Raw genomic sequence first — 25,829 nt, 5'->3', positions numbered from 1 at the left:
CGAAGTGCTACTGGTCTGCGAACCGCAGCACCGCGACCGTGATGTTGTCCGGGCCGCCCGCCTCGATCGCGGCCCGCCACAGCTCGAAGGCGGCCCGGCCGTCCTCGTGTTCCCGCAGGATCCCCTCGACCGTGTCCACCGGCACCGGGTCCGTCAGGCCGTCCGAGCACACGACGTACCGGGTGCCGGGCTCGAGGGGCTCGGTGCTGATGTGGGGGTCGACCTGGCGGAAGGTGCGTGAGCCGCCCAGACACTGGGTGACCAGGGACGTCGTACGGCCGGGCGGGTGGGGCGGGTTGTCGTCGACGCTGACCTGGCGCAGGCCGTCGCCGTCGACGGCGAGGACCTGGCTGTCGCCCACGTTGAACACCAGCACGGCGTCCTCGCGCACCACCACACCGGCGACCGTCGTGCCCATGGCCGTCAGCTCGGTCGGCTCGTCGCCCCCGGCGGCCTGGTACACGGCGCGGTTGCAGGCGTTCAGGGCGTCGCGGACGGCGACCTCGCTGTCGAGGGCGGGTCCGAGCATCGCGATCCGGCGTGCCACCAGCGAGCTGGCGAGGTCGCCGCCGGGGTGTCCGCCGAGCCCGTCCGCGACGGCCACGGCGACCGGGGTGCCGAGCGGGAAGACCAGGGTCTGCGGGCTCTCGGTCACCGTGGCGCACAGCGTCCACGGCCCGACGGCCAGACTGTCCTCGTTGCGTTCGCGCAGCAGCCCGGGATGGGTGATCGCGCTCACCGCGACGTACGGCATGCGGTGTCACCGCCTTCCGTACCGGGCGTACCGCCGACCAGGGGCCTGCTACGAGTCTAGGAAGGTCGGCGTCCACCCTGCCAGCGCGGCCGGGGTCCGGCCCCGGCCGCGTGGCGCGCGCGTCAGCCCTCGGCGGGCGTCAGCCGCAGGGAGATGCTGTTGATGCAGTACCGCTGGTCGGTCGGGGTCGGATACCCCTCGCCCTCGAACACGTGCCCGAGGTGGGACCCGCACCGGGCGCATCGCACCTCGGTGCGCACCATCCCGTGCGAGCGGTCCTCGATCAGCTCCACCGCGTCGGTGTCCTTCGGGTCGTAGAAGGACGGCCAGCCGCAGTGCGACTCGAACTTGGTGGTGGACGTGAACAGTTCGGCCCCGCAGGCGCGACAGGAGTAGACGCCCTCGGTCCTGGTGTCGGTGTACTCACCGGTGAAGGCGGGTTCCGTCCCGGCCTGGCGCAGCACGGCGTACTCGGCCGGGCTCAGTTCCGCGCGCCACTCCTCGTCCGGCTTCTCTACGTCGTACGACATGGGTGTGTGCCCCTCACTTCGACAGGCGGTCCAGGATGAGCGGGCCGAGGTCGGTGACATCGCCCGCGCCCATGGTGAGAACGAGATCACCGGGCTTCGTCATTCCCGCGACCAGCGAGGGCACCTCGCTCTCGTCGTGGACCGGGGTCACGTCGGCGCCCGCCGCCCGGGCGGCGTCGACGACCAGCTCGCTGGTGATGCCCGGGATCGGGTCCTCGCGGGCCGGGTAGATGTCCAGGACCAGCGAGGCGTCGGCGAGGGCGAGGGCCTCGCCCATCTCCTTGCCGAGCTCCTGGGTGCGGGAGAAGAGGTGGGGCTGGTAGACGACGACGATCCGCCCGTCCCCGGCGGCGGACCGCATGGCCTGGAGGTCGGCCGTCATCTCGGTCGGGTGGTGCGCGTACGAGTCGATGACCTGGGCGCCCGCGGCCTCGCCCTTGAGCTGGAGCCGCCGCTTCACACCGGTGTACGCGGCGATCGCGGGGGCCAGCTCGGCGGCCGGGACGCCCAGCGCCGCGCCCGCCGCGAGCGCTGCGACGGCGTTCAGGGCGTAGTGGCGGCCGGGCACGGAGACCGTGAAGGTGAGCTCCTGCCCGTCCAGCAGGACGGTGACCTCGCTCTTGAGCCCCTGCGGCACCACGGACAGGACCCGGACGTCGGCGTCCTGCGCCTCGCCGTACGTCACGACGCGCGGCCCGCGCCCGGCGACCCGGCGGGTCAGCTCCCGCGCGCCGTCCTGGTCGGCGGAGATCACCAGGGTGCCGCCCTCGGTGATGCGGTCGGCGAACGTCACGAAGGAGTCGTAGATCTCCTCCATCGACGCGTAGTTGGCGTGGTGGTCGAGCTCGACGTTGAGGACGATGGCGACGTCGGGGGCGTACTTGTGGAAGCTGCGGTCCGATTCGTCCGCCTCGGCGACGAAGATGTCGCCGTCGCCGTGGAGCGCGTTGGAGCCGGGGACGTCCAGGTCGCCGCCGATGGCGTACGACGGGCGCAGGCCCAGCTCGCCGAGGGAGACGGCCAGCATGGACGTGGTGGTCGTCTTGCCGTGCGTGCCGGCGACGGCGATCGGGCGCAGCCCGTCCATCAGCGCGGCGAGCGCGTCGGAGCGGTGCACGACCGGGACACCCAGCTCGGCGGCGCGGGCCAGCTCGGGGTTGTCCTTGCGGATCGCCGACGACACCACGACGCAGCTGGCGTCGTCGGCGAGGTGACCCGCGGCGTGCCCGATGTGCACGGTGACGCCGAGCGCCCGCAGCGCCTCTGCGGTCGCGGACTCCTTGGCGTCGCTGCCGGCCACCGCGGCCCCGCGCTGCGCGAGGATCTTCGCGATGCCCGACATGCCGGCCCCGCCGATGCCGATGAAGTGCGGTCGGTCCATGGCGGGGGGAAGGCCGGGTGCCATGCGTGTCTCCCAGGAGTGCGATACGACGGTGAGGCCCCAGCCTATTAGCAGGCGCCGGGCCCACCGCCCAGGGGCGCTCCCGGCGTCCGCGAAGGGGTGCCGCTACGCCTTGCTGTGCGAGAACAGCTTCAGCACCGGCACGCCCACCTTGTGCCGGGCCCGCGAGGCCCAGTCCCGGTGGAAGAACTCCTCCACGTAGTGCGGGTCGGTCAGCACGATGACCTCGTCCGCCCCGACCTCGGCCACCACGTCCTTGAGCGCGTCCAGCGGATGGTCCTCCAGCAGGCGCCCCTCCGCCCGCGCCCCCGCCGTGCGCAGCGCGGTGAGCGAGACCTCCAGGGCCCGCTCGCCCACGCTGAGCGCCTCCTCGCCCTCGGGGGTCTCGCCCTCGCGCACCGCCTCGTCCAGCTCTCCGAGCGCGATGTCGTCGATGGCGCGCAGCAGCCGGTCGGCCTGCTCGCCGCGCGGCTGGAGCAGCACGTGGAAGAAGACCTCCTCGTCGCCGTGCAACGTGGTGACGAACTCCACGTCGGCGGACGTCAGGGCCTTCTCGATCATCAAAACGCTTGTGAACACGGGCGCCCCTTCTGCGGAAACCATCCTGCCCCGTGCGGACACGGGGGGTGCGAGATGTAGTCTGCCCGGCCGAAGCCAAGCGGAACGGTCTATTCCGCCGTTTCCCGGCCCAGCAACCAGAGAACCCCGCTCGGGCCGGGACTAACCCCGAGGCCGCCGGTACCGGCTGAACAGGAAGCCGTCCTCCTCCAGCAGGGACACCAGCTCGAACCGCTGCGGTACGGCCATCGCGGGCCCCCCGGCGATGCGCTGGGCGTCCCCGGCGGTCAGCATCGGCGAGATCGTCAGGCACAGCTCGTCCAGCACCCCGGCCGCCACCAGCTGCCCCAGCAGCCGAGGACCACCCTCGGTCAGCAGCCGGGTGTGGCCGAGCCCGGCGAGGGCCGGCACGGCACGGGCCGGGTCGACACCGGCGCCGTCACCGGCGACCACCACCCGGGCGCCCGCCCTCTCCGCCTCCGCGACCCGGTCGGCGGGGGCGGCGGCGCCGGTCAGCACCAGCGTCGGCACGAGCGGCGAGGTGAACAGCGGCAGCGAGAAGTCCAGGTCGAGGCCGGCGCTGATCACGGCGATGGCGGGGGCGGGTCCCTGCCCGGCGGCGGCCCGCGCCTCCGCGAACTCCGCCCGCGCGCGGGCCGGCCGGTACCCCTCCTGGCGGACCGTTTCCGCACCGACGACCACGACGTCCGCGAGGGCCCGCAGGGTGCCGAAGATCCGCATGTCGGCCGCGCACGAGATGGGCTGGGACCGTCCGTCGTGCTGGGCGGCCCCGTCCAGCGTGGACACCATGTTCCCGCGCAGCCACGGCGCCCCCGCGCCGGAGCCGCCGTCCGGGTAGGCGTAGGCGGCGGCGAGCTCGTCCAGGCTCCACTCGCGCCCGGCCGCTGCCCCCTCCCCGGAGGCCGTGGGCGTCGTCTCTTCGGTCACAGGGAACAGGCGTCGCATGGCAAGGAGTGTGGCACGGCACGGGGCGCGGTCCGGCGCCGTGACCCACGAGTCCCCAGGTCACCGCCCCGCCCGCCGGGGGGTTCGCGCGCGTCACCGGTGCCCGGGCGCCGTCCGGGCGGGCGCCGGGGCCCGCCCGGCAGGGCCTACCATGGTGAACCGTGTCGTCCTCCTCCGCCGCGCCCCAGCCGAGCCCGATAGCCGAAGCGAGCCCGCTCTCCCTGTGCGCCCGCGAGCCGCGCGTACCGGCGGACCGGCTGGTCGCCGAGATGGTGCCGCCGCCGCGGTTCGACTCGGTCCGCTTCGGCACGTACATCCCGGACCCGGGGCAGCCCAGCCAGAGCGAGGCGGTCCAGGTCCTGGAGTCCTTCGCGGCCGGTCTCGGCGGGGCCCACGCGAGCGGCAGCGGGAAGCCCCGGCGCGGACTGCTCGGCTTCGGCCGGGCGAAGGCGCCCAAGGCCCCGGCGGGACCGCGCGGCGTCTACCTCGACGGCGGCTACGGGGTCGGCAAGACCCATCTGCTCGCCTCCCTGTGGCACGCCACCCCGGCCGAGCCGTCCCTGAAGGCGTTCGGCACCTTCGTGGAGCTGACGAACCTGGTCGGCGCCCTCGGCTTCCAGCAGACCGTGCAGACACTCTCCGGCCACCGTCTGCTGTGCATCGACGAGTTCGAGCTGGACGACCCGGGCGACACCGTCCTCGTCTCCACCCTGCTCGGCAAGCTGGTCGACGCGGGCGTCGCGCTCGCCGCCACCTCCAACACCCTGCCCGGCAAGCTCGGCGAGGGCCGCTTCGCGGCGGCCGACTTCCTGCGGGAGATCCAGGGCCTGTCGGCGCACTTCCGCGCGCTGCGCATCGACGGCGAGGACTACCGCCACCGCGGTCTGCCCGAGGCGCCGGCGCCGTTCTCGGACGACCAGGTGACCCGGGCGGCGTACGCCACCGAGGGCGCCTCCCTCGACGACTTCCCGCGGCTGCTGGACCATCTGGCCCGGGTCCACCCGAGCCGCTACGGCGCCCTGACGGACGATCTGAAGGCGGTGTGCCTCACTGGGGTGGAGCCGGTCCCGGACCAGTCCACCGCCCTGCGGCTCGTGGTCCTCGCCGACCGGCTCTACGACCGTGAGGTCCCGGTGCTGGCCTCGGGGCTGCCCTTCGACCGGCTGTTCAGCGAGGAGATGCTGAACGGCGGGTACCGCAAGAAGTACTTCCGGGCCATCTCCCGGCTGACGGCCCTGGCCCGCGACGCGCGGGGGCTCGTGACCGGCTGACGGCCGCCGTCGGCGCAATCCCCCGGCGCACAGCCGGAGTTCAGGCCATTACACCGTCCCCTTTCAGGCGCTCCGCGGCATACGGCGTCAGGTTGAGCCTGCAAACAGCCTCGCCGGGTTACCTTTTTTCTTGACCAACGGTTGACCAGCCGTTGGCCGGTGCATGAGGTGCGGACGGGCCGGAAGGGGGCGCATGTTCCGAGGTGAGACGACCCGGATCAGGCTCCCCCTTCCCGCCTCCGGCCGGCCCGCTCCCCATCTCCCCGCCTCCGCCGCCCTCTTCGCATCCGCACATACGGTCCGTGAAGCAAAGGCCATGGCTCACCCCGGGGACGAACTTCCCGGGGCGGTTCGGACGGCGGCCTCCCTCCCCCCACCACCGGACTCCCCGCCGGACCCCCCACCTCTGTCACGCACACCCCGACGCGCCGGCAGCGGCGCGCCAGGAGGAGTCACCACACATGCAGCCCCTCATCGACAACGCCCGTATGTTCGGACAGCGCCCTGAGGAGTTCGCCCCGCTGGCCGCAGGACAGTCCCCCCAGGTCCTCTTCATCACCTGCTCCGACTCCCGGGTCGTACCGGCCCTGATCACGGGCGCCCGCCCCGGCGAGCTCTTCGAGCTGCGCACCGCGGGCAACATCGTCCCCCCGTACGGCTCCGGGCAGCCCACCGGCGAGGCCGCCACCATCGAGTACGCCGTGGAGGTCCTCGGCGTCCGTGACGTCGTGGTCTGCGGCCACTCCCACTGCGGAGCGGTGGGCGCGCTGGTGCGCGGCGACGACCTGGACGCCGTACCGGCCGTGCGCGACTGGCTGGCGCACGCGGCGCCGCCCCCGGCGGGCGTCCCCGAGGACCCGGAGGTCGCCGAGGGCGTCCAGGCCCATGTGCTGGCGCAGGTGCTGCGGCTGCGCTCGTACCCGTGCGTCGCGCGCCGGCTGGCGGCGGGCGGGCTCACCGTGCACGCCTGGTACTACGAGGTGCATCGTGGGACCGTGCGGGTCCACGACCCGGCGACCGACGCCTTCGAGGCGCTGTGACCGCCGCGCGCGCCGCGTTCCCCCACATACGGCAGGACCTCGCCGCCTCCCTGGTGGTGTTCCTGGTCGCGCTGCCGCTCTGCGTCGGTGTGGCCGTCGCCTCCGGGGTCCCCGCCGAACTGGGGCTCGTCACCGGCATCGTGGGCGGTGTCGTCACCGGTCTGCTGCGCGGCAGCAGCCTGCAGGTCTCCGGTCCGGCCGCCGGACTGACCGTGCTGGTCCTGGAGGCGGTGCGTGAGTTCGGGCTGCCGGCCCTCGGCGTCCTGGTGCTCGCCACCGGCCTGCTCCAGATCCTGATGGGCGCCCTGCGGCTGGGCCGCTGGTTCCGGGCGATCTCGGTGTCGGTCGTCGAGGGCATGCTGGCCGGCATCGGGCTGGTGCTGATCGCGGGGCAGCTCTACTCGGTCGCGGACGCCGAGGCGCCCGCCTCGGGCACCGAGCGGATGGCCGGGCTGCCCGGCACCCTCGTCCGGGCCGCCGGGGACACGGAGACGCTGGCCGCGCTGGGGCTGGGCGCCGGCACGGTCGTGGTCCTGGTGCTGTGGCCCCGGCTGCCGCGCCGGGTGCGCGCGCTGCCCGGTCCGCTCGCGGCGGTCGCGCTGGCGACGGCGGCCGCGGCCGCCTTCTCGCTGCCGGTCGCCACCGTCGAGGTCGAGGGTCTGCTGGACGCCGTCCGGCCGCCCGGCGCGGACGCCCTCGGCCTGCTGGCCGACCCGGCGCTCTACGCCACGATCGTCGCCTTCACGCTGATCGCCTCCGCCGAGTCGCTGTTCAGCGCGGCGGCCGTGGACCGGCTGCACGACGGCCCGCGCACCCGGTACGACCAGGAACTGATGGCGCAGGGCACGGGCAACGCCGTCTGCGGTCTGCTGGGCGCCCTGCCGATGACGGCGGTCATCGTGCGCAGCGCCGCCAATGTGCGGGCGGGCGCGAAGACCAGGGCCGCACGTGTCCTGCACGGCGTCTGGCTGCTGGTGTTCGCGGCCCTGCTGCCCGCCGCGCTGGGTCTGCTGCCGCTGCCCGCGCTGGCCGGCGTCCTGCTGCACGCGGGCTGGAAGCTGATCCCGTTCCGGGGGCTTCTCACGCTGTGGCGGGGCGAGCGGGGCGAGGCGCTGATCCTCGTGGCCACGGCGGTGTCGATCGTCGTGCTGAACATGTTCGAGGGGGTGCTGATCGGTCTCGGCCTGTCGGTGGCCAAGGCCGCCTGGGGGGCCTCGCACGTCCGGCTGGAGGTCCTGGACCTGGGCGCCGGGCCGATCCGGGCGCGGCTGTCGGGCAACGCGACCTTCCTGCGGCTGCCGAAGATCCTCGACAGCCTGGAGGCCCTGCCGCAGGACCGCCCGGTGGAGCTCGACCTGTCGGGCCTGCACCACCTCGACCACGCCTGCCGTACGGCCCTGGAGAACTGGGCCGAGCGGCACAGCGCGGCCGGCATCGCGCCCGTACGTCTCACCGCCCGCTGATGGCCCCGGACCGGTGGGCGGGCATATCGTTGCAGACACATGCGCAACGGACCTCTCCGCGAGGAGGGCGACATGGTCGAGGAACTGCTGGGCGCCGCCGCCGGCGTGGCGGCCGCCGGAGTGGTGTACGTGGCCGCCGCGGCACGGGTGATCAAGCAGTACGAGCGCGGGGTGGTGCTGCGGCTCGGGCGGCTCGCCGGGGAGGTGCGGCCGCCCGGGTTCACGATGATCGTCCCGGTCGTGGACCGGCTGCACAAGGTCAACATGCAGATCGTGACGCTGCCCGTGCCGGGTCAGGAGGGCATCACCCGGGACAATGTGACGGTGCGGGTGGACGCGGTCGTGTACTTCAAGGTGGTCGACGCCGCGAGCGCCCTGATCAAGGTCGAGGACTACAAGTACGCGGTCTCGCAGATGGCGCAGACGTCGCTGCGCTCGATCATCGGCAAGAGCGACCTGGACGATCTGCTCTCCAACCGCGAGAAGCTCAACCAAGGCCTGGAGCTGATGATCGACAGCCCGGCGATCGGCTGGGGCGTGCAGGTGGACCGCGTCGAGATCAAGGACGTGTCGCTGCCGGAGTCGATGAAGCGCTCCATGGCCCGCCAGGCCGAGGCGGACCGTGAGCGGCGGGCCCGGATCATCAACGCGGACGCCGAGCTTCAGGCCTCCCGCAAACTGGCCGACGCCGCCCGGCAGATGGCCGAGACCCCCTCCGCGCTCCAGCTGCGGCTGCTGCAGACGGTGATGGCGGTGGCCGCCGAGAAGAACTCCACGCTCGTCCTGCCGATCCCGGTGGAGCTGCTGCGCTTCCTGGAGCGCGGCGACGACCACGCGGAGCGGCAGACGCCGGCGGCGCCCCGGCCCGCCGAGAGCCCGGCCGAGCACCCGGCCGAGCGCCCGGTCGAGCGCCCGGTCGAGCGCCCGGCGGACGAGCCGCCGAAGGCCGTGGAGCCGCCGCCCGAGCGTGAGGTCGAACGGACGATCGACGACATCATCGAGGACGCGCAAGGCAAGTGACACGTGCTACGCGCGTGGTTCCCGCGAGTCCCGCCAGGTGATAGACACAGCGGGGTCACAGATCCTGTCCGCCAGCAGGAAGGTTGTCCCCCCATGTCCACAACCGCGTCCGCACCCGGCGGCTCCGGCTCGACCCGGCGTCAGCTCCTTGCCCGCACCGGCGCGTTGGGCGTCTCCATCGCCTTCGCCGGCGATGTCACCGAACTCTTCACGGGCACCGCCGCCGCGCGGAACATGGGCCACTCCGGCTACGGCCCACTGATCCCCGACCCGAACGGCCTGCTCGACCTGCCAAAAGGTTTCTCCTACCGCGTGCTCTCCCGTGAGGGCGACGAACTCCGCTCCGGTGAGGGCAAGGTCCCCTCCCACCACGACGGCATGGCCGCCTTCGCCGGCCACTCCGGCCGAGTCCACCTGGTCCGCAACCACGAGAACCGCGCGAACGCGGCCATCGGCGTCCCCACCGTCAAGGGCCTGACGTACGACCCGGAGGGCAAGGGCGGCTGTACGGCGCTGACCCTGGACCGGCGCAACCACGTGCTCTCCGAGCGGGTCGGCATCGCCGGCACCGCGGTCAACTGCGCGGGTGGCCCCACACCTTGGGGCACCTGGCTGACCTGCGAAGAGACCGAGGACAAGGCCGGCACCAACGGGTACACCAAGGACCACGGCTTCATCTTCGAGGTCGACCCCGACAACCCGCACCGCACGGGCGCGGTCCCGCTGACCGCCATGGGCCGCTTCCAGCACGAGGCCGTCGCGATCGACCCCCAGCGCGGGGTCGTCTACGAGACCGAGGACGCCTTCGACCGGCCGTTCGGCCTTTTCTACCGCTTCCTGCCCGAGCGGCCGAAGGGCGGGCTCGGCTCGCTGCGGGCCGGCGGGCGACTGCAGGCCATGCGGGTGCCGGGCGTGCCGGACCTGTCCACGATCCAGGAGACGGGCACCAGTTTCGACCGGATCGAGTGGGTGGACGTGCCCGATCCGCTCGCCGCCGAGACCCCGATCCGCTTCCAGGACTTCGGCCCGAAGGGCATCACCCACGCCCAGAAGCTGGAGGGCTGCTACTGGGGCGGGCGGTCGGTGTACTTCGTCTCGTCCTTCGCCCGCCGCTCGGACGGCTCGGCGGCCGACCACTACGGCCAGATCTGGCGCTACGACCCCTCGGAGCGCCGGCTCACCCTGGTGATCGTCTTCGGCCCCGACACGGACGTGCAGCTGCCCGGCGAGTCCCCGGACAACATCTGCCTCGCCCCCAGCGGCGGCCTGATGGTGTGCGAGGACGGCAACGGCGCCCAGCACGTCTTCGGTGTGACCCGGCGCGGGGAGGTGTACGCGATGGCGCGCAACGCCCAGAACATCAACACCCCGGAGGACCCGGAGTGGGGCGAGTTCGCCGGCGTCGCCTTCTCCCCCGACGGCGACACGATGTACGTCAACTGCTACGACCCCGGGACCACGTTCGCGGTCACGGGGCCCTGGCGCCGCTGACCCGGCAGCACCGACCCGGCCGGTCGGCGGGGGCTCCCCCGCCGACCGGCCGGGTGACTCCGGCCCGGCACCCCCGCCGGCAGACCGGAATGTCCATCTGATCCTCATATCGTCGTGCGGTGATCACTCGCGTACGGCATCTCGCCGCCGTCTGCGCCCTCGGCACGGCGCTCACCGCACTCGCCGCGTGCTCGGCACCGGACCCGGTCCGTGCCCCGCGCGCGACCCCCCGTTCCGCCGTCGCCTCCGCCTCCCCCGCGGCCGGGCCGCCGACCCTCGCCCCCGGTCCTACGGGCCTGACCCCGGTCTTCGAGCACGGGCGGCGCACCGGCGACCGGACCGTCGCCCTCACCTTCGACGCCGACATGACCGCCGACCAGGGCCCGCGCGCGGCACGCGGCGAGCGGTTCGACAACCCCGGGCTGATCGCGGCCCTGCGGGAGCTGAGGGTGCCTTCCACCGTGTTCATGACGGGCCGGTGGGCCGAGCAGTATCCGCGGCAGGCCCGCTCCCTCGGCCGGGACCCGCTCTTCGAGATCGCCAACCACTCCTACAGCCACTACGCCTTCACCGAGGACTGCTACGGCCTGCCGACCGTGGACGAGGAGCGGATGCGGGCCGACGTGGAGCGGGCCTACGCGGCCTTCCGCGCGGCCGGCGTCCAGGACGCGATGCCGTACTTCCGCTTCCCCGGCGGCTGCCACGACACCCGGGCGCTGAAGGCGCTCGTCCCCGCCGGTGTCACGGCCGTGCAGTGGGACGTGGTGAGCGGGGACGCGTTCGCGACGGACGCCCGCGCGGTCGCCCGGGATGTCCTGGCCGGGGTGCGGCCCGGCTCCGTGGTCGTCCTGCACTGCACTCTGAGCGCGGCCCCGACGACCGAGCGCGTGGTGCGCCAGGTGGTGCCGGAGCTGCGCCGCGAGGGCTACCGGCTGGTGAAGGTGTCCGAGCTGATCGGCGCCTCGGGCGGACGGCGCTGACCGTTCTACGCTGGAGGCATGAGCGAGGACTACTGCACCATCGCCGACGCGGTGAAGCCGCCGAAGGCCGACGGGCCGCCGTACGCGGAGTGCGTGCTGTGCCGGGAGCCGACGGAGTACCCGGAGTCGCACAAGGGCATCACGCTCTGCCCGGTCTGCGAGTGGCAGGAGGCGCAGCGCACGGCCTGCTCCGGCTGACCGCGTCGCCGGCCCGCGCGCCGGGCTTGGCAGACTGGGGCGTGTGAACAGTGAGCCCACGCCCGCCGGTGACAGCCCCTTCCGCTCCGCGTCCGAGGCGCGCGACAGCGCCCCGCAGTTCGTCCTGCCCCTGGTCGTACGGATCGAGCGGTCCGCGCCCCCGGCCCGCACCGACGCGCTGGAGACCTCGGCGCGCGCCGTCCTGGTGATCCTCAGCGACGAGCGCTCCGTCGGCGAGGGCGAGTGGGCGCAGGCCGTGCGGGACTGGCAGGACGCACGGATCCGCAAGGTCGTACGGCGGGCCCGGGGCGCCGAGTGGCGGCGCGCCCAGGAGCTGCCCGGCATCACCGTCACCGGCAAGTCCGCCGAGGTACGGGTCTTCCCGCCGGTCCCGCTGGACGGCTGGCCCAAGGAGCTGGCGAAGCTCCAGGTGTCCGGCACCGACCTCGACGACCCGGAGCCGCCCGTGGCCGCCGGGCCCGGTGAGCCGGTGCTGTGGCTGAACCCGGACCTCGACATGTCGGCCGGCAAGGCGATGGCGCAGACCGGGCACGCGGCGCAGCTCGCCTGGTGGGAGCTGCCGGACGCGGACCGGGACGCCTGGCGCGCGGCGGGCTTCCCGCTGGCCGTGCGGACCGCCGACCCGGCGGGCTGGCGGGCCCTCACCGAGTCCGGTCTGCCGCTGGTGCGGGACGCGGGGTTCACGGAGATCGCGCCGGGCTCCTGCACCGTCGTCGCCGACCATCCGGCCCTGCGCCGCGCGCCGGGGGCCTGAACGCACCGGCCGTCCCGCACGTACGAACCGGGGGGCGCGGCCAACCTCAAATGTTGCTCTGAAGCCGGCGCCCCGAGGGTTCGGGCGGGTCCGCGCGGGGCCATACCCCCGTCACGCGGGGCCCGTCGGGGAGGCGGACGGCGGGGCAGGCACGAGGTGGAGGTGGGGACGATGGTGCGGCTGGGGACCGGGATCGGGTGGCGTCCGGAGATCGCGGACGCCGTGGAGCGCATGCCGGGTGTCGACTGGGTCGAGGCGGTCGCCGAGAACGTCTGCCCCGGACACCTCCCGGAGTCCCTGCTGCGGCTGCGGGAGCGCGGGGTGACCGTGGTCCCGCACGGCGTCTCGCTGGGCCTGGGCGGCGCGGAGCGTCCCGACGAGGGACGGCTGACCGCGCTCGCCGAGCGGGCGGAGGCGCTGGGCTCGCCCCTGGTCACCGAGCACATCGCGTTCGTCCGGGCGGGCGGCGCGCTGACCGCGTCCCCGCGTCTGGAGGCGGGGCACCTCCTGCCGGTGCCCCGCACCCGGGACGCCCTCGACGTGCTGTGCGAGAACGTACGGATCGCGCAGGACGCGCTGCCCGTGCCGCTCGCCGTGGAGAACATCGCGGCCCTGTTCTCCTGGCCGGGCGAGGAGATGACGGAGGGCCAGTTCCTGTACGAGCTGGCCGACCGCACCGGCGTACGGCTGCTCATCGACGTGGCCAACCTGCACACCAACCACGTCAACCGGGGCGAGGACCCCGCCAAGGCGCTCGCCGAACTGCCGCTGGAGGCCCTGGCGTACGTGCATGTGGCGGGCGGCTTCGAGCGGGACGGCGTCTGGCACGACAGCCACGCGCACCCGGTGCCCCGGCCGGTCCTCGACATCCTGACGGACCTCGCGTCCCGGGTGTCCCCGCCGGGGGTGCTGCTGGAGCGCGACGAGAACTTCCCCGCGCCCGAGGAGCTGGAGCGCGAGCTGGACACCATCCGGGAGGCGCTGACGACGGGCGGGGCCGAGCGGACGGAGGCCCTCCCTCAGCCCGGACGGGCGGTGACGCCCCCCGAGCCCGTACGGACGGAGGACCGCCCCGAGCCCGTACGGACGGAGGCCCGCGCGGTCCCCGAGGCGCCCGCGCCGGTCCGGGAGCGGCTGGCCCTGGAGCAGACGGCCCTGCTGTCCGCGCTCGTCGCGGGGACCCCGGCGCCGGAGGGCTTCGACCGGGTACGGCTCGGGGTGCAGGCGCGGGCGCTGGCCGCGAAGCGGGCGGACGTGGTGGCCAAGGTGGCGCCGGAACTGCCGGTGATCCTCGGGGAGGGGTACCGGCCCGCGTTCCTCGCGTACGCGCAGCGGCACCCCATGACCGGTGGCTACCGGCAGGACGCTCTGGACTTCGCCGGCCGTCTGCTCGCCGAGGAGCGGCCCGCGGAAGCCGGCGCCCGGGCGGAGCTGCGGGAGTGGTGGCAGGAGCGCTCGGGTCCGAAGCCGCACTCCCGGCGGCCGGGCGTGCGGCTGGCGCGGGCCACCCGCCGGGTGCTGCTCCGCCGCTGACCTTGTCCGATCGACCCCGCTATGCCCTGATTGCAACTGTGGGGTGCGCGACGGCGGTTGGCGTGGACTCGAAGTAATATGCCCATCCCATCCCCGAAGCGCACTGACGTGCGGTGCCGCAACAGGAGGCACCTCATGCGACCGCGACCTCCCCTCAAAGGCCGAGGCGTCCTCAGCGGCACCGGACTCATCGTCACGGGCCTGGTGGCCACCCTCGCGGCGATGGTCTTCCCGATCTGGTCGTACGCCGACCGGTCGGGCACCGGACTCGCCGTGCTCAACGCCCAGTCCGTCACGACCGGCTACGGACCGCTCTCCGCCCTCGACCGCGACTTCGTCACGAAGGTCCGCCTCGCGGGCCTGTGGGAACTGCCCGCCGGCCGGCTGGCCGAGCAGAAGGGCACCACCGACGCCGTACGGACCGCGGGGCGGCACCTCGTCGAAGGGCACACGTCCCTGGACGACCGGGTGCGCGACGTCGCCGCCAAGCTGAGTCTTCAGCTGCCCGACGAGCCGACCGGGCAGCAGCGCGCGTGGCTGGAGACGCTGGGCGCGGCCGAAGGGACCGAGTTCGACGCGCGGTTCGCCAACATCCTGCGGCTGGCGCACGGCAAGGTGTTCACGGTCGTCGCCGAGGTGCGGGCCGGCACCCGCAACTCCCTGGTCCGCAAGCTGGCCGACGACGCCAACACCACGGTCCTGGACCACATCAGGGTCCTGGAGGCCACCGGTCACGTCGACTACGAGGCGCTGGCCCGGGATCTCGTCGCCGACAGCACGCCTCCGCTGAACCCCTCCCCGGCACCGCCCGGCCCGGTCGCCGACGCCGCCCCGGTGGAGCCGGTGAACCCGGACGCGTCACCGACGTACTCCCTTCCGCCGGCGGCCAGCAGCCCGCGACCGCGGACAACCGGCACTCCCTAAGGGCTGTCCCCGATCCGGAACGTCACATCCCTGCAAATCCGTGTCCGGATGGTGAACAAACCATGGCGCCGAGCCCGTCATCTGGCATAGAAAAACGGCATGTTCTGGGTCCTCCTCCTGCTGCTGGCCTGGGCCGTCGCCGGCACGGCCTGCACCCGGCTGTGCCTCGCCGCCGTGCACGCCGCCGCCACGGACGTGAACGGCGCACCGGCCGAGGGGCGGCACGACCTGACCCTGTACGAGGCGGCGTTCCTGTCCGGCGGCCCCCGCCGGGTCGCCGATCTGACCCTCGTCTCCATGGCCAGGCAGCGGCGGCTGCTGCTCGCGCACACCGGGTGGGCGACGGTCGTCGATCCGCGCGGCCGGGACGAGATGGAGCGTTCGGTGCTCGGGGCCATCGGGCCCGAGGGCCAGTCGCGGATAGCGCCGGTGCGGGACGCGGCGGCCGCCGCAGACGCCGTCGGCAGCCTCGCCGACCGGCTGGTCGGCGCGGGCCTCGCCGTGCCCGACGGTCCGCGCCGCGACATCACGGCGGCGATCCGTCAGGTCCGGTTCGCCGCCGCCGTCGTGCCGGTGCTCGGCGTCGTCGCGCTGCTGACCCCCGGCCGCTCGGACATGCCGGGGCAGCTGGTCGCACTCTGGTTCGCGCTCCCCCTGATCCTCAGCCTCAGCTGCCTGGCCATCGCCCGCGTCGAGATCTCCCCGTACGCCCAGTGGGCCTCCCCCGCCGGGCAGCGCCTGCTCAACTCCCTGACCCGGCGCTCCCGGGGCTCGGACGACCGCACGTTCCTCACCGCCGTCGCCGTACGCGGGGTGCGGGCCGTCGGCGAGCCGGAGCTGCGGGCCGCCTTCGCGCACCGCGATCCGGAGCGCGGGCCGGACCGGCACCGCGACGGCACGTCCGGGCTCGCGTGACGCATAGGGGGCATTGACGCCGACACCGGCGGGCGGTGCTTTACTTCCTCAACCGGCGAACGAAATATCCCTTCTGTTGCTGCCGTGCACCGAAGGGATACGCGATGCGAGCTGCCGCCCTCTACTCGGCCGCGGGGGCACTGCTCCTGACGACCCTGTCCGCCGCACCGGCAGGAGCCACCGGGGCCGCCCCCGGCTGGAGCGAGAGACACGGCACAGCGGTCGCCGCCCTGCGCGCCGAGACCGCCGGCATCGACTTCGGCCGCTGCCCCAAGAGCCAGGGCCTCCCGGAGAACGTGAAGTGCGGGACGGTCTCCGTCCCCCTCGACTACGCGCGCCCGTACGGCAGACAGATCAAGCTCACCGTCAGCCGGGTGCCCGCCACCCATAGGGACCCCGGCAACAGCAAGCACCGCGTGCCGCGCAAGGGCGCCATCGTCTACAACCCGGGCGGCCCGGGCGCCTCGGGGCTGCACTTCCCGCTGATCGGGGTGCTGCCCGCGTGGAAGCGGCTGGCGGCCGCGTACGACCTCGTGGGCTACGCCCCGCGCGGGGTCGGGCCGTCCGCGCCGCTGTCCTGCCAGGACCCCAAGCAGTCCCTGAAGGCGCCGACCCTCGCGCCGGTCCACCCCTCCGAGGCGTACAAGAAGGAGCGGATCGCCCGCGCCGAGGCGTACGCGCGCGGCTGCGCCCGGCGCGCGGGCAGCGCCCTGCGCCACTACAACTCCCTGAACAACGCCCGCGACCTGGACGTCCTGCGCGCCGCGCTGGGCGAGCCGAAGCTGACGTTCATGGGGGCGTCGTACGGGACCTACTTCGGGGCGCTGTACGCGCACCTCTTCCCCACCCATGTGCGGCGCATGGTGTTCGACTCGGCGGTGAACCCGGACCCGGCGCAGATCTGGTACCAGAACAACCTCGCCCAGTCGGTGGCGTTCGAGAGCCGCTGGGCGGACTTCCGGGAGTGGGTGGCCGAGCACCACTCCGTCTACGGTCTCGGCCGCACCGCCGAGGCCGTGCAGCGCGGCTACGACAAGGCGCGGGCGCGGCTGGCCGCGAAGCCGGCCGGCGGGCGGGTCGGACCGGGGCAGCTGCAGGAGGCGTTCCTGCAGGCCGGGTACTACGACGACTACTGGCCCTCGCGCGCGCAGGCGCTGTCGGCGTATCTGAAGGGCGACTCCAAGCCGCTGGTGGAGCTGGCGTCACCGGTGACCGAGGCGGCGGCCGAGGAGGAGAACACGAACGCCGTCTACACGGCCGTGGAGTGCAACGACGCGCCCTGGCCGACGGACTGGAGGGTCTGGGACCGGGACAACACGCGGCTCGCGCGGGTGGCGCCCTTCGAGACCTGGGACAACGCCTGGATGAACCTGCCGTGCGCGTTCTGGAAGGCGCCCCGGCAGCAGCCCGTGGACGTGCGGACCGGGCCGGGCGAGCTGCCGCCGGTGCTGATCCTGGCGGCGGAGCGGGACGCGGCCACTCCGTACGACGGGGCGCTGGAGATGCACCGCCGGCTGGCCGGCTCGGTGCTGGTGACCGAGCGGAACGCGGGGACGCACGGCATCGCGTACGGCCCCAACAAGTGTGTCAACGCGCATGTCGACGCCTATCTCCTCGAGGGACGGCTCCCGGGACGCCGGGCGTCCTGCGAGGGACGTCCGCAGCCCGAGCCGCAGCGCGCGGAGGACCGTAAGGCCAAGCGGCCCGCGGCGACGAAGCCGGGCGAGCGGCCGCGCGCCGCCGGCTGAGCGGACACCGCAGGACGCGAACGCGCACGAAGGCCCGGGGCGATCCCCCGGGCCTTCGGCCGTCAGGCGTCAGGCCAGTCCGGCGACCAGGTCCGCCACCGACTTGCGGCGGCCGGTGTAGAACGGGACCTCCTCGCGGACGTGCCGCCGCGCCTCCGAGCCGCGCAGATGACGCATGAGGTCGACGATGCGGTACAGCTCGTCGGCCTCGAAGGCGAGGATCCACTCGTAGTCGCCGAGGGAGAACGAGGCGACCGTGTTGGCGCGGACGTCCGGGTAGCCGCGGGCCATCTTGCCGTGGTCGGCGAGCATCCGGCGGCGGTCCTCGTCGGGCAGCAGGTACCAGTCGTAGGAGCGCACGAACGGGTACACGCTGACGTAGTCGCGGGGCGTCTCGTCGGCGAGGAACGCCGGGATGTGCGAGCGGTTGAACTCGGCGGGGCGATGCAGCGCCATGTTCGACCAGACGGGCTCCAGGGCGCGGCCCAGCCTGGTGCGGCGGAAGAGGTTGTACGCCTCCTGCAGCTGGTCGCTGGTCTCCGCGTGCCACCAGATCATGACGTCGGCGTCGGCGCGCAGACCGGAGACGTCGTAGGTGCCGCGGACGGTCACGTCCTTGGCGGCGAGCTGGTCGAACAGCTCCTGGACCTCGTCGGCGTAGCCCGTGCGGTCCTCGGGGAGCACGTCCTTCAGCTTGAAGACCGACCAGAGGGTGTAGCGGATGACCTCGTTGAGGTCCTTGGCCAGCTTGCCCTTGTTCGGGATCCTGCCGGTCTCGGTGGTGGAGGCTTCGTCACTCATGTCCCTCATTCTCCTGCTCCTCCGTGCAGACTCTGCACCGGGTGGGCGGTGAGCCGCTGCACACCGCCGAGGTCTCCGGCCAGCTGGTCGACGGCGGCGTAGGCGCTCGCGATACAGGCCGGGATGCCCACGCCGTCGTACGGGGCGCCGCACACGGCCAGGCCGGGGAGTTCGGCGACGCGCGCGCGGACGCGGGCCACGCGCGCGTGGTGGCCGACGGGGTACTGGGGCAGTCCGCCGGTCCAGCGGGTGACGCGGGTCTCCAGAGGTGTGGCGTCCAGGCCCGTGGCCTCGGCTAGGTCGCGCCGGGAGACCTCCACGAGGTCGGCGTCGTCGCGGGTGAGGATCTCCGTCTCGCCATGCCGTCCGACGGAGGTCCGCAGCACCGTCACGTCCGGGTCCTCGTCGGCGATCCAGCCCCATTTGCGGGAGGCGAACGTGGACGCCTTGATGGTGCGGCCGTCGACCGGCGGGACCAGGAAGCCGCTGCCGTCGGGCAGGGCGGCGGTGTCGGCGCGCCGGTAGGCGAGGGTGATGAGGGCCATGGAGGCGTACTCGACGGTGTCGAGCTCGGCGGCGGCCGCGGGCGCCTCGGCCCGCAGCAGGGCGGCGGCGGCCGGGGCGGGCACGGCGACGACGACGGCGTCGGCGCGCAGCACCCGGTCGCCGGTGACGACGCGCCAGCCGGTGGGGCCCTCGCGGCGCAGCTCGGTGACGGGCGCGCCGGTGACGATCTCGCCGCCGCGCGCGCGGACGGACGCGGCGACGGCGAGCGGCAGTCGCCCGATGCCGCCCTCGATGCCCATGAACACCGGTCCGCTCTGCGGCCGGGCGGCGGTCCCGGCCTGGATCTCGCGCACGGCCTCGGTGAGCGAGTCGTGGGTGCGGGCGGCCTGGTAGAGCTGGGGGACGGCGGAGCGCAGCGAGAGGCGGTAGGCGTCGCCCGCGTACACGCCGCCCAGCAGGGGCTCGACCAGGCGGTCGACGACCTCGCGGCCCACGCGGGCGGCGACGTATGCGCCGACGGCGACGTCGTCGCCGACCTCGGTGCGGGGCAGGTCGGCGTCGCGCTCGATCCGGGCCAGGCCCTCCGGCGTGAGCAGTCCTGACAGGGCGGCGGCGGTGCCGGGGACGCCCATGACATGGCCCTTGGGCATGGGGCGCAGGGCGCCGCGCGTCCAGATCGAGGCGCTCGCGGTGGCGGGCGGCTGGAGCCGGTCGGCGAGGCCCACCTCGCGGGCGAGGGCGACGGCCTCGGGGCGGCGGGCGAGCATCGACTCGGCGCCGAGGTCCACGCGCACCCCGGCGATCCGGCCGGGCAGCAGCTTGCCGCCGACGCGGTCGGACGCCTCCAGCACGGTGACGTCACGGCCGCCGGCCAGCAGCCGGTGGGCGGCCGCGAGCCCGGCGATGCCGCCGCCGATGACGACGACCCGGCCACCGGGCCCGGTGCGGTGTTCCTCGTGCTCTGGGGTGTGCTCGCGCATGATCCCACTCTCTCAAACGGCACCGACAGCGCCGCCAGGGCCGTACGGCCCCTTCACGCCGGGACCGGTGTGCCCGGGCCGAGTCCCGACCGTGACCTCTTCGGGACCGTTCGCCGCCAACGTTCCGGCGGGCCCGGGCGTCGAAGAGGCGTCAGTCGTCCACGACGAGCCCTCGGGGGTACCCACCATGCGCACACGGCGTTCCACACGATCCGTCCAGGCCCTCGCCGGCCTCCTGCTGGCCGGCGCGCTCGCGCTCACCGGGTGCAGCGGCGCCGGCGACGACGGTGTCTCCTCCGACTCCGCGGCGGGCGGCGAGGCCGCCCAGTCGGACGCCAAGGGCGTCGCCCCGGACGGCGTCACCGACTCCGGGTCGGGCGGCGGGGCCCGCAAGCAGCCGACGACGGCACCCAAGACCGCCCCGACGCACATCATCCGCACCGCCTCGCTGACCGTGCGGGTCAAGGACGTGCCCGAGGCGCTCGACAAGGCCCGCACCACGGTGGAGAACGCGGGCGGCTACGTCGGGAACGAGACCACCACACGCGGCGGCGACGGTCATGAACGCACGCGCGTGGTCCTGCGGGTGCCGGTCGACCGGTACGCCGAGGTCCTCGACGAGCTGGAGGGCGCGGGCAAGCTCGTCGAGCGCAGCGCCAAGGCGCAGGACGTCACCGACCAGGTCGTCGACGTGCAGAGCCGCATCACCTCGCAGCGGGCCAGCGTGGCCCGGATCCGGGAGCTGATGGACCGGGCGACCAAGCTCAGCGACGTGGTGACGCTGGAGGGCGAGCTGAGCAGCCGCCAGGCCGACCTGGAGGCGCTGCTCGCCCAGCAGGCGTCCCTGAAGGACCGCACCAGCCTCGCCACCATCACCCTGTCCCTGGCGGAGACCCCGGTGAAGAAGGCGGCCCCGAAGGACGACGACCCGGGCTTCCTGGACGCCCTCGCGGGCGGCTGGGACGCGTTCGTGACGATGCTGCGCTGGCTGGCCGTGGTGTTCGGGGCCGTGCTGCCGTTCCTGGTGGCGGCGGCGCTGCTCGTGCTGCTGTGGGTGAAGCTCCCGCGGCGCTCCCGCCGGACCGTGCGGCCCGCGGCGGAGGACCCGATGGCCGCGGTCGGCCCGGTGCCGACGGCCCGTCCGGCGCCGGACGCCACGCGCGCGGGCGACGGCCAGGGTGGCGAGCGGCACTGAAATGCCCGGCCCCCGTAGCGTGTTCGCATGGACATGAGCGCTGCGCGGGGTGTGCGGGAACGACTGGTCGTGATCGGCGGCGACGCCGCGGGGATGTCCGCGGCGTCGCAGGCACGCCGGCTGAGGGACGCCGGGGAGCTGGAGATCGTGGCCTTCGAACGCGGCCACTTCACCTCCTACTCGGCCTGCGGCATCCCGTACTGGGTGGGCGGTGACGTCGCCGGCCCCGAGCGACTGATCGCGCGAACCGCCGAGGAGCACCGCGCGCGGGACATCGATCTGCGGCTGCGGACCGAGGTCACGGAGATCGACGTGGCCGGGCGGCGGGTGCGCGCGCGTGACCTCGACTCGGGCGACGAGTCCTGGACGTCGTACGACAAGCTCGTGATCGCGACCGGGGCGCGGCCGATCCGGCCCGACATGCCGGGCGTCGACGCGCCCGGCGTGCACGGTGTGCAGACCCTGGACGACGGCCAGGCCCTGCTCGACACGCTCGCGCGCACCAAGGCCCGGCGCGCGGTGGTGGTCGGCGCCGGGTACATCGGCGTGGAGATGGCCGAGGCGCTGATCAACCGCGGCTACGAGGTGACGGTCGTCAACCGGGGCAGCGAGCCCATGTCGACGCTGGACCCGGACATGGGCCGCCTGGTCCACGAGGCCATGGAGGGCCTCGGCATCACCATGGTGGACGACGCCGAGGTCACCAAGATCCTGACCGGGGACGACGGTCACGTCCGTGCCGTGGCCACCGAGGACGCCGAGTACCCGGCGGACGTGGTCGTCCTGGGCATCGGCGTCCGCCCGGAGACCACGCTGGCGCGCGCGGCGGGCCTGCCGCTGGGCGAGCACGGCGGACTGCTCACCGACCGCGCCATGCGCGTGCGCGGCCACACGGACGTCTACGCCGGCGGCGACTGCGTCGAAGTCCTCGACCTGGTCTCCGGCCAGGAGCGGCACGTCCCGCTGGGCACCCACGCCAACAAGCACGGGCAGGTCATCGGCGCCAACGTGGGCGGCGGATACGCCACGTTCCCCGGGGTGGTCGGCACGGCCGTCAGCAAGGTGTGCGACCTGGAGATCGCCCGCACCGGCCTGCGCGAGAAGGACGCGCGCAGGGCGGGCCTGCGGTACGTCACCGCCACCATCGAGTCCACGAGCCGTGCCGGGTACTACCCGGGCGCCTCCCCCATGACGGTCAAGATGCTCGCCGAACTCCGCACGGGACGGCTGCTCGGTGTGCAGATCGTCGGCCGCGAGGGCGCGGGCAAGCGGGTCGACATCGCGGCGGTCGCGCTGACGGCCGGGATGACGGTGGAGCAGATGACGTCACTGGACCTGGGGTACGCGCCGCCGTTCTCCCCGGTGTGGGACCCGGTCCTGGTGGCGGCCCGCAAGGCGTCGAAGGCGGTGCACGGCGTCTCCTGAGGCACCGGCGGGCCGGCGGCTCAGGCGCTGCCGTTGATCCTCTCGATGGCCTGGCGCGCCTGCTCGGCCGGCGGTCGCGAGGGCAGCGAGGACACCGACGCGCTGCTCGGCATGGCGGCGGGCTGCTCCCCCGCGGGCTTGGCGTGCGCGGCGGCGGGCCGTGTGGACCGCAGCCGGTGGCTGACCGCCTCGTCCAGCGTCACCGGCCGCTGCATCTGCGTCGCGAGCCGCCCGGCGTCCTGGCCCAGCCGGGCCACGTCCTCCCACGGCAGCCGCAACACCACGGCGATCTCGGCCTCGCCGTCGGGCAGTGCGTGGATCGGAGGGGTCACTCGGTCGCTCATCGCCTGTTCCTCACGTCGTCCCCACGGCCCGCCTTCCCCGTGCCGCGGGCGGTTGCCGAGACATACGCGGCCGGACACGCCGGTGTTCACCGATTCGACGGACCGATCGGGGGCACATATGTGTCGTGGTCATCCCCGTCCATGACGTGAACCCCGTGAGCCGCACCCCCCATGTGACCTACGCGCTGATCATCGCGAACGTCCTGGTGTTCCTGTTCATGCCCGGAGGCGGAGGTTCCGTGGCCGGGGAGAGCAGTCTGGCGCAGCTGTGTCATCTGCACGCGTTCCTCGACCAGTACGCGGCCGTACCGCGGGAGCTGATCCACGGTCAGCTGCCCGGCGTGGTTCCCACGGGCGCTGTCGGCGTCGGTCCCGACGGCCCGGGCTGTGTGTTCGGCCCGCCCGACTACGACAAGTCCCCGGTGCTGTCGGTGTTCACCGCGCTGTTCCTGCACGGCGGTTGGCTGCATCTGCTGGGCAACATGCTGTTCCTGCTGATCTTCGGCAACAACATCGAGGACCGCATGGGCCATGTGCGGTTCCTGCTCTTCTACGTCGTCTGCGGCTATGTGGCCTCGTACGGCTTCGCGCTGCTGAACGACGAGTCGACGGAACCCCTGATCGGCGCGTCCGGGGCGATCGCGGGGGTGCTGGGCGCCTATCTGGTGCTGTACCCGAGGGCCCGGGTCTGGGTCCTCGTGCCGTTCCTGATCTTCCTGCCGCTGCGGCTGCCGGCATGGCTGGTGCTCGGCTTCTGGTTCGTGCTCCAGGCCGTCTACTCGAACGGCGACGGCGTCTCGGACGCGGGCACCGTGGCGTACGCGGCGCACATCGTGGGCTTCCTGGCCGGCATGGCGATCGCCTGGCCGCTGCGCGCGGGGACGCCCCAGCCGCCGGAGCCGCGCGGCCTGCTGTTCGGCAGACGGGCGCGGCCCGGGTGGTAAGGCGGGGTCAGCCGGCCGTGCGGGTGTGGACGTACTCCACGAGGCGGGTCAGCGCGTCCGGGTCGGTGGACGGCATCACGCCGTGCCCGAGGTTGAAGACGTGCCCCTCCAGGCCGACGGCGGCGTCGAGGACCTCACGGGTCTTCGTCTCCACGGCCTCGCGGCCGGCGAACAGTACGGTCGGGTCGAGGTTGCCCTGGAGGGCCTTGCCCGGGCCGACCCGGCGGGCGGCCTCGTCGAGCGGGACGCGCCAGTCGACGCCGACGACGTCCGCGCCGGCCTCGCCCATGAGGCCCAGCAGTTCACCGGTGCCGACGCCGAAGTGGATGCGCGGGACGCCGTATCCGGCGACCGCGTCGAAGACCTTCGCGGAGGCGGGCAGCACCGAGCGCCGGTAGTCGGCCGGGGCGAGCGCTCCCGCCCAGGAGTCGAAGAGCTGCACGGCGGAGGCGCCGGCCTCGATCTGCACCTTGAGGAACGCGGCCGTGATCTCCGCGAGCCGGTCCAGGAGGTCGGCCCAGAGCTCCGGGTCGCCGTACATCATCGCCTTGGCGTTCTCGTACGTGCGCGACGGGCCGCCCTCGACGAGGTAGCTCGCGAGGGTGAACGGAGCGCCGGCGAACCCGATGAGCGGGGTGGCGCCGAGCTCGGCGGTCAGCAGCCCGATGGCCTCGGTGACGTAGGAGACGTCCTCGGGGGTGAGGTCGCGCAGCCGGGCCAGGTCGGCGCGGGTGCGCAGGGGCTGCTCCACGACGGGGCCGACGCCGGGCTTGATGTCGAGGTCGATGCCGATGGCCTTGAGCGGGACGACGATGTCGCTGAAGTAGATCGCCGCGTCGACGCCGTGCCGGCGCACGGGCTGCAGGGTGATCTCGGCGACCAGGTCGGGGCGCATGCACGAGTCGAGCATCCCGATGCCCTCGCGGACCTTGCGGTACTCCGGCAGTGAGCGCCCGGCCTGCCGCATGAACCACACCGGCGTGTGCGGCACCGGCTCGCGCCGGCACGCCTTCAGGAAGGCGGAGTCGTACGGGGCGGAAGGCGGCGTCTGGTTGGCACTCACGGGCCCAAGTCTCGCACGGCCGGGGAGGGCCGGGCGCCGGGGTCGCCGTGTTGTCCTGGTGTCCCTCCCTGCACGAAGCCCCTGTTCCCCTTAATCTTCCCGGCATGGCTGCGGCTCAGGGAAGACTGTCGGACGGCACTGGCGGAGCGGATGACGCGAAGGGCGGCGAAGAGGCGGACCGGAATGCGCGCAGTACGGCCCCGCCGGCCTTCCGCGCCGCGGTGGAGGCGCTGCGCGGCAGCCGGCTGCGCCCGCAGATCGAGGTGGAGCAGACCAAGGCGCCCCAGCGGCTCGCCCCGTACGCGTACGCGCTGGAGGCGACCGTCGTCGACGGCGACCAGGACCTGGCCGACGGCCGGCTCGTGCTGCTGCACGACCCGGACGGGCACGACGCCTGGCGGGGCGCCTTCCGGCTGGTGACGCTGGTGCGGGCGGAGCTGGAGCCGGAGATGGCCGCCGATCCGCTGCTGCCGGAGGTCTGCTGGTCCTGGCTGACCGGCGCGCTCCAGGCCCGCGGGCTGTCGTACGGGGAGCCGAGCGGCACGGTGACCCGGGCGAGCTCCCACTACTTCGGGGGTCTGTCGGAGCGGCCCGCGGCCTCGCAGATCGAGATCCGGGCCTCGTGGACCCCGCGGGAGGGCCTGGGCGGCGTCCCGGACACCGCGGCCCATCTCACCTCGTGGTGCGATCTGCTGGCGCAGGTCGCGGGGCTGCCGCCGGCGGGCCCGGGCGACGCCTCGGTGGTGACGCTGCCGCAGCGCCGCGACCCGCAGGCACGCTGATCCGGGGCGGACCCAGCGGTCCACCCCGCGCGTCACTTTGTCGACACGGCCACTTTCGGTCAGGAACTTGACCGCGATCGAACCGGAATCGATCTCGAACGATCGACCACCTGTCCGAATTGCCCCAATTGTTACTCACTAAATCGTGATCTTTCCCTAAAGGGCCAGAGGTTTGGTGCCGAAGACGACTGTGACCTTGAAAGCCGTCCCCGCACCCCAG

25 protein-coding genes are annotated in these 25,829 nt (G+C 73.7%); 16 read left to right on the top strand and 9 right to left on the bottom strand.

From position 1 onward, the window contains the following. Window positions 1-7: 7 nt before the first annotated feature. The 5 genes from DC008_RS27130 to DC008_RS27110 all read right to left on the bottom strand — a co-directional run bounded on the left by DC008_RS27130 (window position 8) and on the right by DC008_RS27110 (window position 4,210). Entirely contained in the window at window positions 8-754 is a 747-nt protein-coding gene (locus tag DC008_RS27130) for a PP2C family protein-serine/threonine phosphatase (protein WP_108709190.1), read from the bottom strand. Window positions 755-876: 122 nt separating this feature from the next. Next, window positions 877-1,284: a peptide-methionine (R)-S-oxide reductase MsrB gene (gene msrB / locus DC008_RS27125; RefSeq protein ID WP_108709189.1), complete on the bottom strand. Its 408-nt coding sequence runs from the start codon at window positions 1,282-1,284 to the stop codon at window positions 877-879. A 13-nt stretch (window positions 1,285-1,297) separates the two neighbouring features. Then, complete coding sequence (murC, locus tag DC008_RS27120) at window positions 1,298-2,689, bottom strand: UDP-N-acetylmuramate--L-alanine ligase (protein WP_108709188.1); 1,392 nt, start codon at window positions 2,687-2,689, stop codon at window positions 1,298-1,300. A gap of 102 nt (window positions 2,690-2,791) precedes the next feature. After that, the gene (locus DC008_RS27115) at window positions 2,792-3,247 is read right to left on the bottom strand and encodes an indole-3-glycerol phosphate synthase (RefSeq protein WP_108709187.1); all 456 of its coding nucleotides are present in this window, start codon (window positions 3,245-3,247) and stop codon (window positions 2,792-2,794) included. Between the two features lie 159 nt (window positions 3,248-3,406). Next, on the bottom strand, window positions 3,407-4,210 hold the full coding sequence (locus tag DC008_RS27110; RefSeq protein WP_108709186.1) for a pyrimidine reductase family protein: 804 nt from the start codon (window positions 4,208-4,210) through the stop codon (window positions 3,407-3,409). A 161-nt stretch (window positions 4,211-4,371) separates the two neighbouring features. On the opposite strand from DC008_RS27110, the gene zapE reads away from it, so the two are divergent. The 12 genes from zapE to DC008_RS27050 all read left to right on the top strand — a co-directional run bounded on the left by zapE (window position 4,372) and on the right by DC008_RS27050 (window position 17,568). After that, window positions 4,372-5,481, top strand: a complete 1,110-nt coding sequence (gene zapE, locus DC008_RS27105) for a cell division protein ZapE (protein ID WP_108709185.1) — start codon at window positions 4,372-4,374, stop codon at window positions 5,479-5,481. Window positions 5,482-5,942: 461 nt separating this feature from the next. Next, window positions 5,943-6,521 carry a carbonic anhydrase gene (locus tag DC008_RS27100; RefSeq protein ID WP_108709184.1) on the top strand — a complete coding sequence of 193 codons (579 nt, stop codon included), beginning with the start codon at window positions 5,943-5,945 and terminating at the stop codon, window positions 6,519-6,521. After that, window positions 6,518-7,984 carry a SulP family inorganic anion transporter gene (locus DC008_RS27095; protein WP_108709183.1) on the top strand — a complete coding sequence of 489 codons (1,467 nt, stop codon included), beginning with the start codon at window positions 6,518-6,520 and terminating at the stop codon, window positions 7,982-7,984. Before DC008_RS27100 ends, DC008_RS27095 begins: the two co-directional genes overlap by 4 nt. A 72-nt stretch (window positions 7,985-8,056) precedes the next feature. Continuing rightward, window positions 8,057-9,004, top strand: a complete 948-nt coding sequence (locus DC008_RS27090) for a slipin family protein (RefSeq protein WP_108709182.1) — start codon at window positions 8,057-8,059, stop codon at window positions 9,002-9,004. A gap of 93 nt (window positions 9,005-9,097) precedes the next feature. Further along, window positions 9,098-10,495 carry a PhoX family protein gene (locus DC008_RS27085; protein WP_108709181.1) on the top strand — a complete coding sequence of 466 codons (1,398 nt, stop codon included), beginning with the start codon at window positions 9,098-9,100 and terminating at the stop codon, window positions 10,493-10,495. A 119-nt stretch (window positions 10,496-10,614) separates the two neighbouring features. Then, window positions 10,615-11,475 (top strand): polysaccharide deacetylase family protein, encoded by an 861-nt coding sequence (locus DC008_RS27080; protein WP_108709180.1) that lies wholly within the window; start codon window positions 10,615-10,617, stop codon window positions 11,473-11,475. A gap of 18 nt (window positions 11,476-11,493) precedes the next feature. Further along, window positions 11,494-11,673, top strand: coding sequence for a hypothetical protein (locus tag DC008_RS27075; RefSeq protein WP_108709179.1), 180 nt, complete (start codon window positions 11,494-11,496; stop codon window positions 11,671-11,673). 43 nt (window positions 11,674-11,716) lie between these two features. Then, the gene (locus DC008_RS27070; RefSeq protein WP_108709178.1) at window positions 11,717-12,448 is read left to right on the top strand and encodes an aminoacyl-tRNA hydrolase; all 732 of its coding nucleotides are present in this window, start codon (window positions 11,717-11,719) and stop codon (window positions 12,446-12,448) included. Window positions 12,449-12,619: 171 nt separating this feature from the next. Then, a complete protein-coding gene (locus DC008_RS27065) occupies window positions 12,620-13,981 on the top strand; it encodes an MbnB/TglH/ChrH family RiPP precursor modification enzyme (protein WP_208645997.1) in 1,362 nt (453 codons plus the stop codon). Between the two features lie 135 nt (window positions 13,982-14,116). Continuing rightward, window positions 14,117-14,905, top strand: a complete 789-nt coding sequence (locus DC008_RS27060) for a DUF4142 domain-containing protein (RefSeq protein WP_108709177.1) — start codon at window positions 14,117-14,119, stop codon at window positions 14,903-14,905. A gap of 99 nt (window positions 14,906-15,004) precedes the next feature. Beyond that, complete coding sequence (locus DC008_RS27055; protein WP_108709176.1) at window positions 15,005-15,820, top strand: TIGR04222 domain-containing membrane protein; 816 nt, start codon at window positions 15,005-15,007, stop codon at window positions 15,818-15,820. A 104-nt stretch (window positions 15,821-15,924) separates the two neighbouring features. Further along, window positions 15,925-17,568, top strand: coding sequence for an alpha/beta hydrolase (locus DC008_RS27050; protein ID WP_108709175.1), 1,644 nt, complete (start codon window positions 15,925-15,927; stop codon window positions 17,566-17,568). A 69-nt stretch (window positions 17,569-17,637) separates the two neighbouring features. On the opposite strand, the gene hemQ is transcribed toward DC008_RS27050, so the two are convergent. Both hemQ and hemG read right to left on the bottom strand, forming a co-directional pair. Beyond that, window positions 17,638-18,369, bottom strand: coding sequence for a hydrogen peroxide-dependent heme synthase (hemQ, locus tag DC008_RS27045; RefSeq protein WP_108709174.1), 732 nt, complete (start codon window positions 18,367-18,369; stop codon window positions 17,638-17,640). Between the two features lie 5 nt (window positions 18,370-18,374). Continuing rightward, window positions 18,375-19,856, bottom strand: coding sequence for a protoporphyrinogen oxidase (hemG, locus tag DC008_RS27040; RefSeq protein ID WP_108709173.1), 1,482 nt, complete (start codon window positions 19,854-19,856; stop codon window positions 18,375-18,377). Window positions 19,857-20,043: 187 nt separating this feature from the next. Here hemG and DC008_RS27035 point away from each other — a divergent pair, with 187 nt between their 5' ends. Both DC008_RS27035 and DC008_RS27030 read left to right on the top strand, forming a co-directional pair. Further along, on the top strand, window positions 20,044-21,051 hold the full coding sequence (locus DC008_RS27035) for a DUF4349 domain-containing protein (RefSeq protein WP_108709172.1): 1,008 nt from the start codon (window positions 20,044-20,046) through the stop codon (window positions 21,049-21,051). Window positions 21,052-21,078: 27 nt separating this feature from the next. After that, the gene (locus DC008_RS27030) at window positions 21,079-22,476 is read left to right on the top strand and encodes an FAD-dependent oxidoreductase (protein WP_108709171.1); all 1,398 of its coding nucleotides are present in this window, start codon (window positions 21,079-21,081) and stop codon (window positions 22,474-22,476) included. Window positions 22,477-22,496: 20 nt separating this feature from the next. Here DC008_RS27030 and DC008_RS27025 read toward each other — a convergent pair whose 3' ends face one another. Further along, window positions 22,497-22,820: a hypothetical protein gene (locus tag DC008_RS27025; protein ID WP_181890206.1), complete on the bottom strand. Its 324-nt coding sequence runs from the start codon at window positions 22,818-22,820 to the stop codon at window positions 22,497-22,499. A 125-nt stretch (window positions 22,821-22,945) separates the two neighbouring features. Here DC008_RS27025 and DC008_RS27020 point away from each other — a divergent pair, with 125 nt between their 5' ends. Next, on the top strand, window positions 22,946-23,764 hold the full coding sequence (locus tag DC008_RS27020; RefSeq protein ID WP_055621969.1) for a rhomboid family intramembrane serine protease: 819 nt from the start codon (window positions 22,946-22,948) through the stop codon (window positions 23,762-23,764). A 7-nt stretch (window positions 23,765-23,771) separates the two neighbouring features. Here the strand turns inward: DC008_RS27020 and hemE are convergent, their stop codons facing one another. Beyond that, window positions 23,772-24,827, bottom strand: coding sequence for a uroporphyrinogen decarboxylase (gene hemE / locus DC008_RS27015; RefSeq protein ID WP_108709170.1), 1,056 nt, complete (start codon window positions 24,825-24,827; stop codon window positions 23,772-23,774). 104 nt (window positions 24,828-24,931) lie between these two features. Between hemE and DC008_RS27010 the strand changes: the two genes are divergently transcribed. After that, complete coding sequence (locus DC008_RS27010; protein WP_108709169.1) at window positions 24,932-25,609, top strand: DUF3000 domain-containing protein; 678 nt, start codon at window positions 24,932-24,934, stop codon at window positions 25,607-25,609. Window positions 25,610-25,829 lie beyond the last annotated feature (220 nt).

The organism is Streptomyces nigra (assembly GCF_003074055.1).
In the GTDB taxonomy this organism is placed as follows: Bacteria; Actinomycetota; Actinomycetes; order Streptomycetales; family Streptomycetaceae; genus Streptomyces; species Streptomyces nigra.
The sequence above is the reverse complement of the archived record's forward strand: the minus strand, read 5'-3'. Positions and strand labels throughout refer to the sequence as shown.

Bases quoted from the DNA above. Each gene is read 5' to 3' on its own strand.
- DC008_RS27010 (WP_108709169.1), top strand. From the start codon at position 24,932: ATGGCTGCGGCTCAGGGAAGACTGTCGGACGGCACTGGCGGAGCGGAT.
- DC008_RS27030 (WP_108709171.1), top strand. From the start codon at position 21,079: ATGGACATGAGCGCTGCGCGGGGTGTGCGGGAACGACTGGTCGTGATC.
- DC008_RS27110 (WP_108709186.1), bottom strand. From the start codon at position 4,210: ATGCGACGCCTGTTCCCTGTGACCGAAGAGACGACGCCCACGGCCTCC.
- DC008_RS27065 (WP_208645997.1), top strand. From the start codon at position 12,620: ATGGTGCGGCTGGGGACCGGGATCGGGTGGCGTCCGGAGATCGCGGAC.
- DC008_RS27100 (WP_108709184.1), top strand. From the start codon at position 5,943: ATGCAGCCCCTCATCGACAACGCCCGTATGTTCGGACAGCGCCCTGAG.
- hemQ (WP_108709174.1), bottom strand. From the start codon at position 18,369: ATGAGTGACGAAGCCTCCACCACCGAGACCGGCAGGATCCCGAACAAG.
- DC008_RS27085 (WP_108709181.1), top strand. From the start codon at position 9,098: ATGTCCACAACCGCGTCCGCACCCGGCGGCTCCGGCTCGACCCGGCGT.
- DC008_RS27060 (WP_108709177.1), top strand. From the start codon at position 14,117: ATGCGACCGCGACCTCCCCTCAAAGGCCGAGGCGTCCTCAGCGGCACC.
- DC008_RS27055 (WP_108709176.1), top strand. From the start codon at position 15,005: ATGTTCTGGGTCCTCCTCCTGCTGCTGGCCTGGGCCGTCGCCGGCACG.
- DC008_RS27115 (WP_108709187.1), bottom strand. From the start codon at position 3,247: ATGATCGAGAAGGCCCTGACGTCCGCCGACGTGGAGTTCGTCACCACG.
- DC008_RS27050 (WP_108709175.1), top strand. From the start codon at position 15,925: ATGCGAGCTGCCGCCCTCTACTCGGCCGCGGGGGCACTGCTCCTGACG.
- DC008_RS27130 (WP_108709190.1), bottom strand. From the start codon at position 754: ATGCCGTACGTCGCGGTGAGCGCGATCACCCATCCCGGGCTGCTGCGC.
- DC008_RS27090 (WP_108709182.1), top strand. From the start codon at position 8,057: ATGGTCGAGGAACTGCTGGGCGCCGCCGCCGGCGTGGCGGCCGCCGGA.
- DC008_RS27075 (WP_108709179.1), top strand. From the start codon at position 11,494: ATGAGCGAGGACTACTGCACCATCGCCGACGCGGTGAAGCCGCCGAAG.
- DC008_RS27025 (WP_181890206.1), bottom strand. From the start codon at position 22,820: ATGAGCGACCGAGTGACCCCTCCGATCCACGCACTGCCCGACGGCGAG.
- hemG (WP_108709173.1), bottom strand. From the start codon at position 19,856: ATGCGCGAGCACACCCCAGAGCACGAGGAACACCGCACCGGGCCCGGT.
- msrB (WP_108709189.1), bottom strand. From the start codon at position 1,284: ATGTCGTACGACGTAGAGAAGCCGGACGAGGAGTGGCGCGCGGAACTG.
- murC (WP_108709188.1), bottom strand. From the start codon at position 2,689: ATGGCACCCGGCCTTCCCCCCGCCATGGACCGACCGCACTTCATCGGC.
- DC008_RS27035 (WP_108709172.1), top strand. From the start codon at position 20,044: ATGCGCACACGGCGTTCCACACGATCCGTCCAGGCCCTCGCCGGCCTC.